The following is a 16,557-nucleotide window of genomic DNA, read 5'->3' as shown; positions in this document are numbered from 1 at the left end:
AGATAATAAATATGAATTTACCTGATGTTACATCTAAACAACTTACAACGGCTTCGTTACCTTTAAAATGGGTGGGTATGGAAGGTATAGCCTTACCAATAACACTTGCAGAGCAACCTAGTTCATCACTATCTGCTAAAGCGAACGTGTTTGTGAGTTTAGATAAGGCGGATGCTAAAGGCATTCATATGTCTCGGCTGTATTTGCGGTTAAAAGAGTCATTAACCAATGAACCACTTACAATAGTGGCGCTCACAGCTTTACTGCAGACGCTCGTTAGCTCACAAGAGGGCTTAAGCCTAGCTGCAAGACTGCAGTTAGATTTTGAATTAACGATACGAAAGCCAGCTTTGCTGAGCGGGCAATTTGGTTATCAAACTTACCCGGTAAGTATTCGTTGTGAATATATCAATGAAAAAATGAATACAGAGCTGTCATTAAGTATTCCTTATTCTAGCACTTGCCCTTGCTCTGCCGCGCTATCAAGACAAGCGATGAGTGATGCAATTGCCGCGCAATTTAGCGAAGAGTCGGTATCAAAAGAGGCATTATTAACGTGGATAAGCTCGCAACAAGGCTCTGTTGCTACACCGCATAGTCAACGTTCATTTGCATATTTAAAGTTACAATTACAGCATAGTGAGCTACCTGACTTTTCAGCGCTGATCAAAAACTTTGAAGACGTGATTGTTACGCCCGTACAAACAGCGGTAAAACGCGAAGACGAGCAAGCATTTGCAAAATTAAATGCCGAAAACCTGATGTTTTGTGAAGATGCTGCAAGGCGTTTAAAACAAGCGCTGGAAAACAACGAGAAAATATCGGATTATTGGTTCAAAGTTGAGCATCAAGAAAGTTTACATGCTCACAATGCGGTGGTTATTGACCATAAGTTTCCGCAAGGCTACGACAAGTTATAAGTAATTATAACTTTGTATTATTTCTTCTCGTGAGATTATAAACACTCCCTATGAATTCTAGCACGAACCCATTACAAGGTATTCCAACTAATATAATTACTGGCTTTTTAGGGGTAGGTAAAACAACGGCAATTTTGTCATTACTTAAACATAAACCAGAGAGTGAACGTTGGGCCGTATTAGTAAATGAGTTTGGCGAAATCGGTATTGATGGCGGTTTACTAAATAACTTAAATGGAAAAAGCGACGAAGTATTTATAACAGAAGTGCCCGGTGGCTGTATGTGCTGTACAGCTGGGTTGCCTATGCAAGTTGCACTAAACCAACTATTAAAACAGGCCCAACCACACAGGTTATTAATTGAACCGACAGGACTTGGTCATCCAAAAGAGGTGCTAGAGGTTTTAAATTCTGCGCACTATCAAAATGTGTTGGATATTCAAAATAATGTGACACTCGTTGATGCAAGAAAGCTACATGACACTCGCTATACTAGCCACGATACATTCAACCAACAAATAGATATTGCGGATATTATTCTGGGTAATAAACAAGATCTTTATCAAGCAGGGGATAAAAGCCTATTGCAAGACTATGTAAGAGCACGCAAAGGTAAGCAAATTCCGGTGATTTTTGCTGAGCAAGGCTTAATTGAACCTGCATTGTTAGAGGGTGAATCAAAGACGGCATGGAATCGTGATAGCCACGATCATCACCACCATGAGCACCAACATCAACGCAGTCATACATCAGATATTAACAGTGTCGCCATCCCAGCATCTGGCATGCTAATGGTTGAAAATAAAGGTGAAGGTTACCAAGCTATTGGTTGGCGCTTTGCGGCGGATAAAATTTTTAACAGAGATACGCTGTACACTTGGTTGAGTGGCTTGCAAGTAGAACGTGGGAAGGCTGTTATACTCACAGAGCAAGGCACATTCGGTTACAACTTTACAGCAGATACGTTAACTGAGTTACCATTAGAAAAAGTGGCTGAAAGCCGCCTCGAAATAATCGCCACCCAAACAGATGCTCATTGGCAGGCGCAATTAATGGCATGCCTTATAACTCACTCTTCGTAAGGTGCTACATTGTTCAGCTGAAGCCGGTACGCTGAACTCGCCACGCTGTTTTCAATGCTTTCAATTACTAACGTACCTTCAAACCAAAACGGCTCATACAAGCTATCCAATTTAATACCTTGTTCAGATGTTGAATAGATTATTTGATTCGGTGGTGGCGGTGGCATATGTAAACATGCGCCAAAGTAGGGCACTATAAAAAACTCAGTGACGTTTTGTTCTGCATTTGATGTTAAAGGAACGATAAACCCAGGGATGCGAATGGCTTTTTGGTCAAACTCAGCTATCACTTTGCTTGATGATAATGCTTGTAAGTAACGAGTGGTTTCAAGGTCTTCCACATCACCTTGTTTGAATACATCTAAATCGTCTTGCTCTGAACCATCTTCAATATCGTATAAAGACTCTGGTGGGTTTAATAAAGCATCTAAGTCATCAGCTGGCATCAATTGCGTCCATTCTAATTGCTGATAGCTTACCGGTTGATTGCTATTGGCGTAGGCGTAGGAGCTTAAAGAGATTAAAAAACAAAAGGCTAATAATAAAAACGGTTGCTTGGCAAAGTGTAAATCACGAAACATAAGAAATAACGGCTATTAATTAAGGTTTGGTTTGTTATAACATATCAAAGTTGATTGTGTATAGACAGAACCACTTAGGAGCCCGATGTTAATCACACTTGCATGCAAAAGCTTAGCAAACCGACGAAAGTCAGTGGTGCTTACGTTTTTATCATTGTTGATAAGTATTAGTGTGTTACTGAGTGTTGAGCATATTCGATTACAAGCCAAGCAGAGTTTTAGTCGTTCTATAACCGGTGTAGATTTGATTGTTGGGGCACCTAGTGGGCAACTGAACTTGCTGTTATATGCTGTTTTTAGAATGGGCAGCGCAACTAATAATATTAGTTATGAAAGCTATGAGTTATTAAAAAATAATAAGCAAGTAGAGTGGGCAGTCCCCATATCGCTAGGTGATTCGCACCGAGGGTTTCGGGTTATGGCCACCGATGACAGCTATTTTAAACATTATAAATACGGTGATGCACAACCACTGAAAATGCAAGGTGGAAAGGTATTTAGCGACTTATTTGATGTGGTGATTGGCGCCGATGTAGCTAAAAAATTAAACTACAAATTGGGGGATAAAATAGTCATAGCCCATGGTATTGGCAGCACCAGCTTTACCAAGCACGATAATACACCGTTTGTCATTTCTGGCATATTAAAAGCAACGGGGACAGCGGTCGACAACACTTTACACATTAGCATACCCGCAATTGAAGCCATTCACTTGCCTACAAGTAAACAGCGCCTGCTACTAAATGATAAAAGCGCAATAGATTTAACCCCTAAAAGCGTTACTGCGGTGATGCTAGGGCTAAAATCCAAATTCACAACGTTTACATTACAACGACAACTCAACAACTACCGTAAAGATAGACTAATGGCCATGTTACCAGGCGTTGCTATGACCGAATTATGGCAGCTTATGGGCACTGTAGAGCAGCTATTACGTGTGATCAGCTTATTGGTGTTGTTATCGTCGCTATTTGGTTTATCAACCATGCTGCTTGCATCTATGGAGCAACGAAAAGCGGAAATTGCAGTATTAAGAGTGGTTGGTGCTAGTCCAGTGGTTATTTTCAGTTTAATTTTGCTCGAAGCGTTAGTGATTGTACTCGTGGCAAATGTGGTTTCAGTGCTTTTGCTTAGTGCAAACCTAATGGTGTTAGGTGATTGGCTAGCAACAGAGTTTGGTTTATTTTTGGTTGGAAGTTTATTTACTTGGCACACGTTACAAATGACAGGATTAGTCACTATGGCTGCAATAATAACGGCACTTTTACCAGCACGCGAGGCTTATAAAAGTGCGTTGCATACCTCATTGTAAGCCTAATAATGGGGCCTACAATGAAGTAATTGAGCTGTTACTTATAAAACACGTCTACAGTGCCTTTTACTTTCATAAGTAAAGGCTGACCACGGCGGTCTAGTGCTTTTGGTGCGGCTACTTTGATCCAACCTTCGCTGATGCAATATTCTTCAACGTCAAAGCGTTCTTTGCCATTAAGGGTTACACCAATTTCATGTTCAAATACTTCTTCAACATAAAACTTACTGCGTGGATTGATAGATAATTGGTCTGGTAACTCAGGTTTATTGGTATCAGTCATAATTGTGATCTGCATTGAATAGATTGTGCGCTATTGTAGGCAATACAGGCTTTAGGCTCAATAGCGCTAAAGCATAAATATTTAATCACACTCTTGTTCTGATTGAGTAATACAGTGTTGAGTGATTTCATCTCGGGTTTTATCACTTTCATAACAATAATCAAACCGCATTGTTAGTTTTGTTTGCTGTTCTTGCTCAGGCCAGCGCCAATCTCGTATTAACTGACGAGTCACTTTTTGTAGTTGTTTGCTGAAGCGTGTTGGGTCGATGTTTGCAATTTTAATATTTTTAACTTGCCCAGAGGTCGAAATATCAAAATGACTAATCACACAACCTTTCCCTTCTACATTTAGTAACTCTTGTGGGTATCGGTGATTAGGTATTTTTTGCAGTCGATGCCAACGACCTTGCTGATCTAAGAACTGTACTTGTATGTCAGCGAGAGGGCGCTGATCAGAAATGCTGGTAGTTTGGCCGTGAACAAATTGTGATGTTATCAGCAATAAAAAAACGCATAATATCTTCATTTCTATCCTTGGTTGTTTTTTAATCACTTTATCATAGTAAGTGTTTATTTCAGTAAAGTAAAACAAGTCATTATGCTAAATATTGGGATGTTATTGTATAACGGTAATATATTAATGTGTTATATTATAACGACAAATATTGGTACCTGATAAATTATAAATCGATTATGAAATACACTGCATTATCTTTAGCCGTTGCGGCAATTTCGTTTGGCTCTGTTGCAACAGAATCAGACCTAGAAACTATCACTATTGAACACAAACAAGCCTTTAGAGGAGATATTCCGCTTAAAGAGTTGCCACAGTCTATTACCACTTTAGATCAAGACTTGATGATTGATAATGGTATTACCAAGTTTCGAGATGCGTTGGATTTTTCTGCCAGTATCTCTCGTAAAAATAACGGCGGTGCACTGTGGGATAGCTATTCAATTCGCGGTTTATCAGGTAATGAAAATATGCCGTCGGGTTACTTAATTAATGGCTTTAGTGGTGGCAAAGGGTTTGCGGGTCCACGTGACGTGTCAAATATCGACTACATTGAAGTATTGAAAGGCCCAGGTTCGGCTCTATATGGTCGCTCTGAGCCAGGAGGTACGATAAACATAATTACTAAAAAGCCACAGTTTTATCAGCAAGGCCAATTAAAAGCTGAGCTGGGTAGTGACAATCATAAACGTGTACAAGGTGATTACACTGGCGGCCTTACAGATGATATCGCTTTTAGAATAAACGGTGCGTGGCAAGATAGCGATAGTTTTAGAGATTACGTACACCACGATAAGTTTGTGATCACGCCTTCGCTTTATTATCAAATTAACGATGAGTCATCACTTACGTATGAATTTGAGTACGTTGATCAACAGCAGATGTATGATCGTGGTATTGTGGTTCTTAACGATAATTTTGATACTGTGCCTGAAGATCGCTTCTTAGGTAATCCAAACGATGGCCCTACTAAGGTTCATTCACGGGGCCATCAGTTAAGCTATGACTATGATTTTAGTAGTGACTGGACATTATTACTGGGTGCAAACTACCGTACAGCAACGTTAAATGGTTTTTCTTCTGATGCGGAACTTTCGCCATCACGCCAATCATTGTTTGATGATGGCCACACCTTAACCCGGCAACATCGCTATCGAGACTATGAGTCCGAAGATTTAAGCTTGCGTTTTGAGCTCAGTGGTCACTTTGAAGTAGCGGGGATCACTAATCATATTTTGCTTGGTGCTGATGCTTATGATTATGAACTACGCACTGGGCTGTATCGTTATCGTGGCGGTAATGGTACGTATACTATTGATATTTATGAACCAAATTACAGCACAGGCGAAGGCCCGGATGTTGAGCCGTTGTATGAAAACAACGGAAAACAAAATGCATACGGCATCTATTTACAAGACCAATTAGATGTTACTGAACGCTTTAAAGTAATGGTGGGTTTGCGTTTTGATGAAATCGAACAAGACATTCTTGAAACCAAATCTGGTGTTGCCTCAACTAGTAAAGAAAACCGTGTTAGTCCGCGCTTTGGTATGGTGTATGAATTAAACGATGCGATTAATCTTTATACCAGTTATTCAGAAGGCTTTTTGCCATTAAGCGGCACTGATGCCCAGGGTGAACCGTTTGGTTTTGAAGAAAGTGACTCGTTTGAAATAGGTTTGAAATTTGGCTTTGATGACATCAGCGGTACGATTGCTTTATTTGATGCAGGCAAAGGTAATATGTTGGTGGCTGACGATAATGGTTATTCAAGACCTATTGGTAAAGTAAGCAGTAAAGGTGTGGAAGTTGATGTAACTGGCAGTTTAGGAGCTAATACTGAATACACAATCTCATACGCCTATGTAAAGGCTGAAACAGCGAATGATGTTGTTAATGTTGATTGGTTAGTACCAATTCCAAAAGGCAGCCCATTAGTTAACGTACCTGAGAATAACTTTTCGCTTTCATTAAATCATGATACCCGTGTACTTGAGCAAGACATCAAAATTGGTGGTCATTATCAATATATTTCAGACCGACTTGGCGATCCTGCGGATTTGACATTCCGTCTACCGAGTTATCAATTAGTCGGCTTATTTGCTAAATGGCAAGTAACCGATCGTACGGCAGTATCACTCAATGTGGATAACATATTTGATGAAAGTTATATCGCCAGTAGTTACAACGCTTTATGGGTTTACCCTGGTGCGCCAACACAATTCAAACTTGGTTTAACGTATGACTTCTAAGCAGCTTAAAAATCGTATCCACAGCATTGATATAATGCGTGGTGTGGTTATTTTATTAATGCTTGTTGACCATGTTCGTGAACGGTTTTTTTTGCATATGCAGGTGTCTGATCCTATGGATGTAGACGCAACAAGCCCAGGACTTTTTTGGAGCCGTTTTGCGGCGCATTTTTGTGCGCCTACCTTTATATTTTTAACCGGCCTTTCGGCGTGGTTGTATAGTCACCCAGCGAATGGTGTTGCGCGTTCAGCACGTAGCTTTTTGATTAAACGGGGGCTATTTTTAATTGCCCTTGAAGTCACGGTTATTTGTTTTTCGTGGATGGGCTATTTTCATACGATTTGGCTACAAGTGATGTGGGCAATCGGTTTGTGTATGCTCACGCTCGCGCTACTAATTAAGTTGCCGCAACGGGTGTTATTGCTGTTAGGTTTACTGATTGTATTTGGTCATAACTTACTTACACCAATTAGTTTCAGCACAGATGAATGGGGTTATACCTTGTGGACTATATTGCACGACCGCGGTTATATCTCCCAAGGTGGATTAATTGATGTAAAAATTAGTTACCCAGTGTTGCCTTGGATTGGCGTGATATTACTCGGTTATTGTGCAGGCCCGTTGTATGCGGCTAGTCGTGATAGCGATGACAGAAAACAGTGGTTAGTTGGTTTAGGTTTTGGCTGCGTTGCACTTTTTGCTATTTTACGTGGTTTTAATATTTATGGTGAGACCTTGCCTTGGCAGCAATTTGCAAGCACCGCAGAGACCTTAATGTCGGTATTTAATGTGACTAAATACCCACCATCATTAAGTTTTTTATTAATCACTTTAGCGATGATGTTTTTTGGTTTATGGCTATTTGAAAGGCCATTAAATCGCTTTTTAAATGCACTGCGCATTTATGGCTCTGTACCAATGTTTTTCTATATAGTTCACCTTTATGCGTTGCTCGTGTTATACGCTATTGGCCATGCTGTGTATGGTGCTAATCAGGGCAGCTATTTTGGTGTTGATCACATTGGCTGGATTTGGCTAATTGCGGCTTCATTAGCTATTAGTTTGTATTGGCCAACTAAATGGTTTAGTCAGTACAAGCGAGCAACTCAAAAGCCGTGGTTAAAGTATTTGTAGCTTCTACTTTAAGTTAAGTATTTCATCGCGATTGCTGGGTGACCATGCTTTTTCTGCGGCTTGTTGTTGAGTAAGCCATATAAAATCGGTGTGTTCATTAGGGTCTAGTAGAATAGTAATATCGTCTGGCACACAGATGCTAAACACATGCTCGGTATTTATTAATGCATCGTCTTGGTATCTGTGCCGCCACTGCTCACGAATAGCATATTGATTGGTTTTATGATGATCGCGTATGGTTATCCCTAATGCGCGGGCATCAATGCCTGTTTCTTCTAAAAGCTCTCGGTGCGCTGTGTCCTGTGGTGTTTCAGCTTCATCAATACCACCTGTCACAGATTGCCAAAAGTTAGCGTCATCAGTTCGTTGAATTAATAAAAAATCTTTATTCTTTTTATAAATAACCACTAATACAGAATAAGGCTGACGAAGAGTCGCATTTGTAGGCAAGATAAATACTCAATGACTTAGATGCCGATAGTTTAGCGCAGCACTGGGTTAGAAACTAGAAGTGCTGGCTTTATCTTTAACAAATACCCTTAACACTAAAACTTAGTTAAGTAACAGTAATAACTTAAGTCTAAGTACTATTAGTGTGCTCCTCGCAATCGCCTTGGTCGCAGGTATTGAGGCTTGAGCGGGCTTGCTTATCTTGATTGAGTACTTGTTTTAAGTCTTCTGTACGTTGACGCACAGCTACGCCGTAGCTGTGATCGTCGCCCCAAAGTTTTGCTAGTTTTATTACAGACTCGCGATCATGCTCTCTAAATAAATGTCCTGCGCGTTGTGCATCTTCTTTTGAGTTACCTAACAATTCAAGGGTTTCAACACCTAAGTTTATAGCCGAATCGACCGTTTCACGGTTAAATGCATCGACCTCGAGTTGCAGTAGTTGATAAGCATGGCGGCGGTCGATTGCGCGCGCCACTATTTTTAGTTGTGGAAAGTGTTTTCGGGCTAGGGTAACTATTTCAAGTGTTTTATCAGCATTATCAATAGCAATTACCAGCAATTGTGCGGTATCTGCGCCAGCAGCTTCAAGGAGCTCTTTTCTGGCGGCATCCCCGTAATGTACGGTATTGCCAAAGCGGCGCAGTAAATCAATCTGACTTGGGCTGTGATCAAGAACGCTAATATCATAGCCTTGGGTACTCAATAAACGCCCCATAATTTGCCCAAACCGACCGTAACCGGCGATGATTACATGCTTAGCTGGGCTTATTTGCTCTGGTTTATCAAATGCAGGCACACTGGTTATATTACTGCGTTTTTGCAGTTGGTCGTAAAGCATAAGAAGTAAAGGAGCGACCAGCATCGATATTGCCACTACAAGGGTGGTTAAACTGCTTTGTTCCGGTGTGAGAATTTGCAGTGAGTTGGTCATTGTTAATAATACAAATGCAAATTCACCGCCTTGTGCTAAGGCTAAAGTGAAGAGTAATTGTTGTGTCTGGTGTATTTTAAAAGCACGAGCGAGTGCATATAGTACTGCGGCTTTCACGGCAATTAAAGCCACCACAAGCATAGCTACATTAGCAAACTGATCGAACAACAGAGCAAAGTTTATCGATGCACCAACCGCAACAAAGAACAGCCCTAGTAATAACCCTTTGAACGGCTCAATATCGGCTTCTAGTTCATGACGAAACTCACTTTCTGCTAAAACCACACCAGCTAAGAAGGTGCCGAGTGCGGGAGATAAGCCCACGTTTTGCATAATTATTGCTATAGCGACAACTAAAAATAATGCAAAAACAGTAAATATTTCGCGCATGCGAGTCTCGGCGATATACCTAAAAAGCGGCGCTGAAATATACTTACCAGCTAAAATAATAGCTGCTATAACAGTTACCGAAGCCATTACTTGCCCCCAGACGGGCCAGTCGGCTGTGAGAGAATGATTTATGTCAGTGGTATTTAATTGTGGTTCAAATGCAAGCAAAGGTAGTAAAGCCAAAATAGGTATAACTGCAATATCTTGAAAAAGTAATACAGAGAAGGCGTTTTGACCCGCCTCGGTTTTTAGCCAGCCTTTTTCTTCAAGGCTTTGTAATACAATGGCTGTTGATGATAGCGCTAGCATTAAGCCGATAGCCAGTGCGCTTTGCCATTTCATTGCTAATAACCAATAGCATATGGTAAAAATGAGCATCGCAGTTAGTGTGACTTGCAAGCCACCGAGACCTAAAATAGAGTGGCGTAGTTTCCAAAGCCGAGCTGGTTGTAACTCAAGGCCGACTAAAAACAGCATCATCACCACGCCAAACTCAGCAAAGTGCATGACGGAGGTTTGATCTCCTACTAAACCTAAAATAAACGGACCAATTAAAATCCCCGCTAATAAATAGCCAAGCACAGAGCCAAGCCCTAAACGTTTTGCAATTGGCACTGCAACAATCGCTGCGGCTAAGTAAATTAAAGCAACTTCTAACATTGCAGATTCCAAGATTATGCTGATTAGATGTAAGTATGCCTTAAATTTAGATTTTCGAAAGGTATGCTTATGTCATCTAGCAACGATTTTGATAGCCTTTGAAGCTTAGTAGGTTGACGGCCACGCTAACTGAATAGCATAACCGTGCCGATCAGGTTTGTTAAATTTAGTCGAGTTTTACCGGGCCATTGATATTATCAATGCTTAAATCGCCTGAGCCAGCTTCAATAATAGTTAGGCCTTTGCTGTCGTTGACGCGAATACTCCCTGAGCCGTCTTCAATCGTGACTAAGCCATTGACGTGCTCAACATAAATATCGCCAGATTCATCTTCAATGTTGATGTAACTGCCTAACTGTTTAGCAGAGATACTGCCAGAGTTATCGTCAATATCGACACTGCCAGTAATGCTGGTCAGGGTGATATCGCCAGAGTCATCTTCGATAACCAGATTACCACGTACATCTCGAATATTGATGCTGCCTGAGTCGTCACTGATTTCAATATTACCAGTGATATTCTGCAAATCGAGATCCCCAGAATCATCATCAATCGTAATATTGTGCCCTTGATTAATAGTGATGCTGCCTGAGTCATCGTCTATTTCTATATTGCCTTGCACACCAGCTATATTAATATCGCCAGAGTCATCATCTATATCAAGGTTAAATGCACTTGGTACAGTCACAACTAAATCAATGCTTGGCGAATTACCTTGGTATACAACAATGCCTGTTGGGTTGTAGTCTTTTGCAATTAATACTGCTTTGTTGCCTGCTTGCTCTAGAGAGAGAGTGTAAGCGTCATCTATCTTTGCTGTATAAATAGTCGCATCTACGGTGATTTCAGTGGCGGTGCTTGAGCCAATTATTTGTAATGACCCCGATCCTGCATCAATAGAAAGTTGCTGTAACTGTGCTGCTGACAGTGAGAGTTGTTGTTGCTGTTGTATATTTGAACCTGAGGTTGAAATATGCACAATACAGCCACTGAGCAAGAATAGACTAGTGGCAATAGGAAGAGCTTTAGTTAGTAAAGAAAGGGATTTATTGGTCATTATTTATGTGCCCGTTTTTTAATTTAGATTAATTTCTTGTCTCTAAAAGCAAAAATAAAGCCAATATTTAACATGTTGTTTTAAAATGTAATTTATTTTAATAAATAAAATACTGAAGGTTTAGGTGGTGTATGAGACTAAATAGTAGTGAAAATAAAAAGTGGTTAGCAATGCTAACCACTTACATTCAAACGTTAATTATTCTGGTGCTACGTCTAGAGTAGTAGATAGAGAATAACGAATGCTGTCGATACCTTTTTCTTTAGAGTCTTCGCTCATGCTTGCTTCAATTAGGTATAAACCAGGGTGCTGCCACGTATTTGTGAAGAAACCGTCTTTATCCGTGGTTACTTTTACTTCGTTACGTTCGTTACGGTAGCGCGTATCACCTTTTAAAATAAGAAGTTCTACGTTTGCCGCAGCTTTACCGTCTTTTAATAACTGAAAACGCGCTTCTTCACCAACAAATAAGTCATTTGGATGAGTAGGGCCGCTGATCTCTAAACCACTACCTAGAAGCGCAGGCTTTGAAGTACCGTTACGGCTAACAAATGTATCAACCGTTGAGAATGCCTTTGTTGTTCTCACATCTTTTGCATCTGCAGGAATATCTTTGCTTGTTTTTGGACCAAATACACGACGACGTTCGCCTGCTGCATTTTTGTAGAAAGTCATTAAACGTGGTTCACGTTTCAATGCAATGTGGTAAGTGCCTTCGCTTGCTAGTTTTACCGCAGCTGAATTTTTGCGTTGTAAAAAGTAAGCGCGGATTTGGTCGCTAACAGGTTTACCGTCTGGGCCAATTGCCATGATCAGGTTATCGTCATACTCAGCGCCTTTTTCTTTTGGACGATACGCTTTATCAGGAGCAAAAATTTCATTAGAGATACTAGCATCGATCATTACATAGTGTGCTTTATCACCAGATAGCGAAGTATGAGAAGGTACTAACCATTGTGCATGCGCACTTGCATAGCTAGAGGCAAGGGCTGTAAATGTAAGCGCGCCAACAAATGCGCTTTTAAGTAAATTGATTTTCATAATCTTTCCTTATTAAAATAATGTATAAGTCTATTTTTACTTGCTAGTTACTTAATATTGTTACTTGGCTTTGATAGTGACGAAGCTTTCTGAGAACTCTTTTTTACCTTCGATAGTGATTTTACCGTCTTTGCTTAAATCAAGTTCTACACGTTTATAATCTCTACCGCCTTCTTCACGTACTACTTCTAAATTAAGTAAGTATTTACCTGCCGTGACAGCTTGTCCTTCGAGATCTTTGCCATCCCAATTAATTGTGTAGCTGCCTGGGCGTTTTGTTGCGCCTGTTACACCGTCAAAATTAGCATCGCTTTTGCCCGCTTTACGCCACCACTGACGTAAGTCTTTAAACCACTCAGCTTGTTCTACCCACAATGCAACAGTTGTTACATGCTTACGCTTGGGAGTTTCAAGCCAAACGGCCACGTATGGGCGGTGGTAAGGCTGTACATCAAGATCAGGTAAGGTGAACTCAATTTCAAGTTCAGATGCATCTGCATTTGATTGAAATAAAGCCGCGGTAAATAATATTACTGCGCCAAATAAGGTGTTTAGTTTTAACATTAAGACACTCCTTTAAGTTGCGGAACCCAGCAAAAATAAATGACTGCAGGTGTTGCGACCCCAAGCACAGTTAGCCATATTCCTACTAAGCGTTTTTTTCTATTTTGAAATAAAATAATCATGCCGGTGATAGCAAATAAAATCATCAGCACGGCTGATATATCAATCACCCAGCTCCATGCTTCACCTGTATGGCGACCTTTGTGCAAGTCACCAATTAAACTTAAAATGCCACCAGTTTGATACTCTAAATTAAGCTCGCCACTGATAAAGTCGAATTCCGCAAAGGCAAAACCAGCGGGCAGCGGGTAATCAAGCATAACTAGCGCATCTTCTTTTTCCCAATCAATACTTTTTACTTTCGTTAAGCCATGCTCAGTAGCTAGGTAAGCTTCGATTTCAGGATAGAGCGTTGGTAAGGTGTTTAGGTTTTCATTCGCTTTTGTTACCAAGGTCTCTGGTAAGGCGATTGTGTGTTGGCCATCATTTTTGTCACCTTTAAGCCAATCGACATGATTTAACACTATGCCACTGATACAAAATAAAATGAGTAAAAATAACAAGGCTGTTGATAGGTAAATGTGCAGTGCACGGCTAGTGCTATATAGCGTGCGCTTATTAATTAACGGCATAAATAATTAAAATGTTATAGGCATAATACACACATGGTAATGATTTGCATTAGTTATCACAACAACATTTACGAAATTTACACTTTAGGCGCTGTTGAAGGGCGAGAAAGTAAGTAGATCATCACCATTATCTCAATGCTAGCGACTAAGCCGACAACCCACCAAGGAGGGTGGCCAAGCATCAAAATGATTAACCCAATAAACATGCCCGTTGCTGCAAACAATTTCGCTCTTTTGGGCACTACTTTATATGCTTGCCATTGCTGCAAGGTGACGCCATAACGAGGGTGGTTGAGTAGCCAAGCCGCCAGTGTGGGTGATGAGCGGGTAAAACAGGCTAACGCCAAAATAAAAAAAATAGTCGTAGGCATTACAGGCAATACAATACCAATGATGCCTAAAGCCACAAAAGATAGCCCCAGAGCTTGATAGCATGCATTTTTATATGCAGTGAAAACATTTTTTACTTTCATAATAAATAACATGCCTGACAAATATAAATAGGGTGGTCAATTGGTAACTATTACATAAATAACTGTACTATGAACTTTCCTGAAAAAAAATTATATTTATTGGTGTGGGTATTACCGGTTCATTCGTCTTTATAAGTAACGATGGTAAATTAGAATCAAATTATGTCTAGCATAGCCCAAGTAAACTTCCCACGCATGTCGCAGCTCAAGCGTACAACAGCTGAAGTACACGATAACTTAGATAATAAAATTATGGCGCAATCACCTTTTGCCTCAAAAGAGAATCACGGTGATTTTTTACGTTTTCAGTATTTATTGTTAAATCATGTTGTGCCAATTTATAACAGTCAGCAGTTAACTGCGTTTTTTGATGACTTAGCAAGCAGAAATCGCTGTGATGCTATTGCACTCGATTTACAAGACCTAGGCATGAAAGCAGAGGGTTTAGCTGAGCAAATTAAAATCGAAGACCTAACATTAGCACAAGCAGTAGGCTGGTTATATGTTATTGAAGGCTCGAAGCTTGGTGCTGCCATGCTAGCCAAAGAGGTAACTCAATTAGGCCTTGATGCTGATTTTGGTGCCCGCTTTTTAGCAGGTCCAGGTAATGGTCGTGGTAGTCAATGGCGTGAGTTTATGCAAGCAGTTGAAGCGTTACAATTAAATGCAGATGAAGAGCTAGAGCTTTATCAAGGTGCAAAAGATGCGTTTGCTGTTGCTCATCAGCTGCTTGATGTTATTTATCAATAATTGTCTTAATCAGTGTTAAGCGCCGCATTTAGGCAAACTTTGCCAATCAAAAAGTTCATCTATTTTATACTAGGCTGCCTTAGCGTAGCCTTGGCTATAATAGGCATGCTGCTGCCTGTTATGCCGACTACTGTTTTTTTAATCCTAGCACTTGCATGCTTTACCCGTTCAAATGATAAGCTTGCAGCTTGGCTATTGAATCACCCCAAGTTCGGTAACACCTTAGTTAACTGGCAAACAAAACGAGTGGTGCCCATAAAAGCAAAATATTTTGCTTCGCTTGGTATGTTTATTAGTTTAATTATTATTGCCTTAACAAGTAAATCTATCTGGTTGGTGAGTTTTTGCTTACTGCTCTTCTTGCTAGTGATTAACTACCTATGTTCCAAGCCTAGTCAAGTAAATGAGCCTTCATCTAAACCATATTTTAAAGTAATACAGGGCGTATTATTCGCTATGTTGTGTCACTTTTTAATCGCTTGGTTAGTGTTTTTTCAGTTCACAGGTAGAGCACAGCCAATACAAGTACAACAACCGAATGTCATTGCGGTAGAGTTAATTGCAGCACAAGCACCTAAACCTGAAGTGTCTGAAGCTAAAAAAATAGCTGAACAAGCAGCGCAAAGCCAAGTGGCAGTAAAGCAAAATACGCCCCCGCCAACGCCGGTAACAAAGCAAAAAGTATTGACCAAAAAGCAACCTGATGAAGTGAATGTTGAGCAAACAAAGCCGGCGAAGAAAGTACAACCTGAAGTTCAGCCACAGATTAAAAAACAGCAACCAGCTCCTCGTGCGATAGAGCAACCAAAACACCAAGCAATCGCAACCACAACGGTGCAACAGCACAGTGTTCCTAAGCAACAAGTCTCGCAAGGTAAGCAAAGCTGGACGGCAAGTTTATTGTCACATTTAATGGCGTACCGTAAATATCCAACAAGTGCGATTATGAAAAAGCAGCAAGGTGTGGTCTACGTAGAGGTGGTGTTGGCACGAGACGGTAAGGTGATAGCGCTGGAAATAGTTAAAGGTTCCGGTGTGAGTGTGCTCGACAAAGCAGCATTAAAAACAGTAGTCGATGTAGCTCCTCTGCCTAAGGTGCCAAAAATATTACCCGTTGAGGTTGTTGCAAAACATAATTATTGGCTAATACAGCCTCGTAAATAAAGCGCTGTTAAATAAATGGCGTTTTTACATTTTAAATTCTTATTCGGGTGGCTTGACTACCCTCGCATCCGTTGGCTCTACATCACCTTTTATTGGTTTGTTTGGCACTGTGTGGGGGATTTATCATGCGTTAGTCGGGATCGGTGTTTCTGGCTCGGCAAGTATTGATAAAGTGGCAGGCCCGGTTGGTGAAGCCTTGATAATGACCGCTTTTGGTCTTGCGGTGGCAATTCCTGCGGTACTAGCATATAACGCCATTAGTCATGGTAACAAGTCGGTGATTATTCAACTAAATCGTTTTGCATCACAGCTACACGCTTATTACTTAACCGGCACAGTACATACTAAGGCAGGGTAGTGT

General features: G+C 40.6%; 17 protein-coding genes and 1 pseudogene. 8 read left to right on the top strand and 10 right to left on the bottom strand.

Annotated features, from left to right (window positions below):
• Positions 1–5: 5 nt before the first annotated feature.
• Together folE2 and B5G52_RS03845 are read left to right on the top strand one after the other, a co-directional pair.
• A complete protein-coding gene (gene folE2 / locus B5G52_RS03850) occupies positions 6–920 on the top strand; it encodes a GTP cyclohydrolase FolE2 (protein WP_087531375.1) in 915 nt (304 codons plus the stop codon).
• Between the two features lie 50 nt (positions 921–970).
• Positions 971–2,002 (top strand): GTP-binding protein, encoded by a 1,032-nt coding sequence (locus tag B5G52_RS03845; protein WP_087531374.1) that lies wholly within the window; start codon positions 971–973, stop codon positions 2,000–2,002.
• On the opposite strand, the gene B5G52_RS03840 is transcribed toward B5G52_RS03845, so the two are convergent.
• A complete protein-coding gene (locus B5G52_RS03840; protein ID WP_087531373.1) occupies positions 1,990–2,583 on the bottom strand; it encodes a DUF3299 domain-containing protein in 594 nt (197 codons plus the stop codon). The two genes, B5G52_RS03845 and B5G52_RS03840, sit on opposite strands and share 13 nt — an antisense overlap.
• A gap of 85 nt (positions 2,584–2,668) precedes the next feature.
• Between B5G52_RS03840 and B5G52_RS03835 the strand changes: the two genes are divergently transcribed.
• A complete protein-coding gene (locus tag B5G52_RS03835; RefSeq protein ID WP_087531372.1) occupies positions 2,669–3,895 on the top strand; it encodes an ABC transporter permease in 1,227 nt (408 codons plus the stop codon).
• 37 nt (positions 3,896–3,932) lie between these two features.
• Here B5G52_RS03835 and B5G52_RS03830 read toward each other — a convergent pair whose 3' ends face one another.
• Both B5G52_RS03830 and B5G52_RS03825 read right to left on the bottom strand, forming a co-directional pair.
• Positions 3,933–4,178, bottom strand: coding sequence for a DUF3297 family protein (locus tag B5G52_RS03830; RefSeq protein WP_176372494.1), 246 nt, complete (start codon positions 4,176–4,178; stop codon positions 3,933–3,935).
• An 81-nt stretch (positions 4,179–4,259) separates the two neighbouring features.
• Entirely contained in the window at positions 4,260–4,706 is a 447-nt protein-coding gene (locus tag B5G52_RS03825; protein WP_087531370.1) for an energy transducer TonB, read from the bottom strand.
• Between the two features lie 167 nt (positions 4,707–4,873).
• On the opposite strand from B5G52_RS03825, the gene B5G52_RS03820 reads away from it, so the two are divergent.
• Entirely contained in the window at positions 4,874–6,946 is a 2,073-nt protein-coding gene (locus B5G52_RS03820) for a TonB-dependent siderophore receptor (protein WP_087531369.1), read from the top strand.
• Positions 6,936–8,081 carry a DUF1624 domain-containing protein gene (locus tag B5G52_RS03815; protein ID WP_087531368.1) on the top strand — a complete coding sequence of 382 codons (1,146 nt, stop codon included), beginning with the start codon at positions 6,936–6,938 and terminating at the stop codon, positions 8,079–8,081. The genes B5G52_RS03820 and B5G52_RS03815 overlap by 11 nt, the downstream gene beginning before the upstream one ends.
• Before the next feature lie 3 nt (positions 8,082–8,084).
• Here B5G52_RS03815 and nudB read toward each other — a convergent pair whose 3' ends face one another.
• The 7 genes from nudB to B5G52_RS03780 all read right to left on the bottom strand — a co-directional run bounded on the left by nudB (position 8,085) and on the right by B5G52_RS03780 (position 14,282).
• Complete coding sequence (gene nudB / locus B5G52_RS03810; protein ID WP_087531367.1) at positions 8,085–8,531, bottom strand: dihydroneopterin triphosphate diphosphatase; 447 nt, start codon at positions 8,529–8,531, stop codon at positions 8,085–8,087.
• A gap of 130 nt (positions 8,532–8,661) precedes the next feature.
• Complete coding sequence (locus B5G52_RS03805; protein WP_087531366.1) at positions 8,662–10,515, bottom strand: monovalent cation:proton antiporter-2 (CPA2) family protein; 1,854 nt, start codon at positions 10,513–10,515, stop codon at positions 8,662–8,664.
• 166 nt (positions 10,516–10,681) lie between these two features.
• Complete coding sequence (locus B5G52_RS03800) at positions 10,682–11,572, bottom strand: hypothetical protein (RefSeq protein WP_087531365.1); 891 nt, start codon at positions 11,570–11,572, stop codon at positions 10,682–10,684.
• A 198-nt stretch (positions 11,573–11,770) separates the two neighbouring features.
• Complete coding sequence (locus tag B5G52_RS03795; protein ID WP_087531364.1) at positions 11,771–12,613, bottom strand: DUF4198 domain-containing protein; 843 nt, start codon at positions 12,611–12,613, stop codon at positions 11,771–11,773.
• A 60-nt stretch (positions 12,614–12,673) separates the two neighbouring features.
• Positions 12,674–13,177: a DUF2271 domain-containing protein gene (locus B5G52_RS03790; protein WP_087531363.1), complete on the bottom strand. Its 504-nt coding sequence runs from the start codon at positions 13,175–13,177 to the stop codon at positions 12,674–12,676.
• Positions 13,177–13,809 (bottom strand): PepSY-associated TM helix domain-containing protein, encoded by a 633-nt coding sequence (locus B5G52_RS03785; protein ID WP_087531362.1) that lies wholly within the window; start codon positions 13,807–13,809, stop codon positions 13,177–13,179. The genes B5G52_RS03790 and B5G52_RS03785 overlap by 1 nt, the downstream gene beginning before the upstream one ends.
• 77 nt (positions 13,810–13,886) lie before the next feature.
• On the bottom strand, positions 13,887–14,282 hold the full coding sequence (locus B5G52_RS03780; protein ID WP_087531361.1) for a YbaN family protein: 396 nt from the start codon (positions 14,280–14,282) through the stop codon (positions 13,887–13,889).
• Positions 14,283–14,444: 162 nt separating this feature from the next.
• Here B5G52_RS03780 and B5G52_RS03775 point away from each other — a divergent pair, with 162 nt between their 5' ends.
• The 3 genes and pseudogenes from B5G52_RS03775 to B5G52_RS03765 all read left to right on the top strand — a co-directional run.
• Positions 14,445–15,032 carry a biliverdin-producing heme oxygenase gene (locus B5G52_RS03775; RefSeq protein ID WP_087531360.1) on the top strand — a complete coding sequence of 196 codons (588 nt, stop codon included), beginning with the start codon at positions 14,445–14,447 and terminating at the stop codon, positions 15,030–15,032.
• Positions 15,033–15,044: 12 nt separating this feature from the next.
• Positions 15,045–16,196: a TonB family protein gene (locus B5G52_RS22500; protein WP_087531359.1), complete on the top strand. Its 1,152-nt coding sequence runs from the start codon at positions 15,045–15,047 to the stop codon at positions 16,194–16,196.
• 49 nt (positions 16,197–16,245) lie between these two features.
• A pseudogene (locus tag B5G52_RS03765) lies at positions 16,246–16,554 on the top strand (MotA/TolQ/ExbB proton channel family protein); the annotation flags it as partial.
• Positions 16,555–16,557 lie beyond the last annotated feature (3 nt).

Origin of the sequence: Pseudoalteromonas sp. A601, from assembly GCF_002165575.1 — a bacterium.
GTDB lineage: Bacteria > Pseudomonadota > Gammaproteobacteria > Enterobacterales > Alteromonadaceae > Pseudoalteromonas.
Note: the sequence above shows the minus strand (reverse complement) of the source record. Positions and strands in the feature narration are given on the sequence as shown.

Coding starts and splice junctions, on each gene's coding strand:
- B5G52_RS03790 (WP_087531363.1), bottom strand. CDS start 13,177: ATGTTAAAACTAAACACCTTATTTGGCGCAGTAATATTATTTACCGCG.
- B5G52_RS03775 (WP_087531360.1), top strand. CDS start 14,445: ATGTCTAGCATAGCCCAAGTAAACTTCCCACGCATGTCGCAGCTCAAG.
- B5G52_RS03815 (WP_087531368.1), top strand. CDS start 6,936: ATGACTTCTAAGCAGCTTAAAAATCGTATCCACAGCATTGATATAATG.
- B5G52_RS03830 (WP_176372494.1), bottom strand. CDS start 4,178: ATGACTGATACCAATAAACCTGAGTTACCAGACCAATTATCTATCAAT.
- B5G52_RS03840 (WP_087531373.1), bottom strand. CDS start 2,583: ATGTTTCGTGATTTACACTTTGCCAAGCAACCGTTTTTATTATTAGCC.
- B5G52_RS03795 (WP_087531364.1), bottom strand. CDS start 12,613: ATGAAAATCAATTTACTTAAAAGCGCATTTGTTGGCGCGCTTACATTT.
- B5G52_RS03835 (WP_087531372.1), top strand. CDS start 2,669: ATGTTAATCACACTTGCATGCAAAAGCTTAGCAAACCGACGAAAGTCA.
- B5G52_RS03780 (WP_087531361.1), bottom strand. CDS start 14,282: ATGAAAGTAAAAAATGTTTTCACTGCATATAAAAATGCATGCTATCAA.
- B5G52_RS03785 (WP_087531362.1), bottom strand. CDS start 13,809: ATGCCGTTAATTAATAAGCGCACGCTATATAGCACTAGCCGTGCACTG.
- B5G52_RS03800 (WP_087531365.1), bottom strand. CDS start 11,572: ATGACCAATAAATCCCTTTCTTTACTAACTAAAGCTCTTCCTATTGCC.
- B5G52_RS03845 (WP_087531374.1), top strand. CDS start 971: ATGAATTCTAGCACGAACCCATTACAAGGTATTCCAACTAATATAATT.
- B5G52_RS03805 (WP_087531366.1), bottom strand. CDS start 10,515: ATGTTAGAAGTTGCTTTAATTTACTTAGCCGCAGCGATTGTTGCAGTG.
- B5G52_RS03820 (WP_087531369.1), top strand. CDS start 4,874: ATGAAATACACTGCATTATCTTTAGCCGTTGCGGCAATTTCGTTTGGC.
- B5G52_RS03825 (WP_087531370.1), bottom strand. CDS start 4,706: ATGAAGATATTATGCGTTTTTTTATTGCTGATAACATCACAATTTGTT.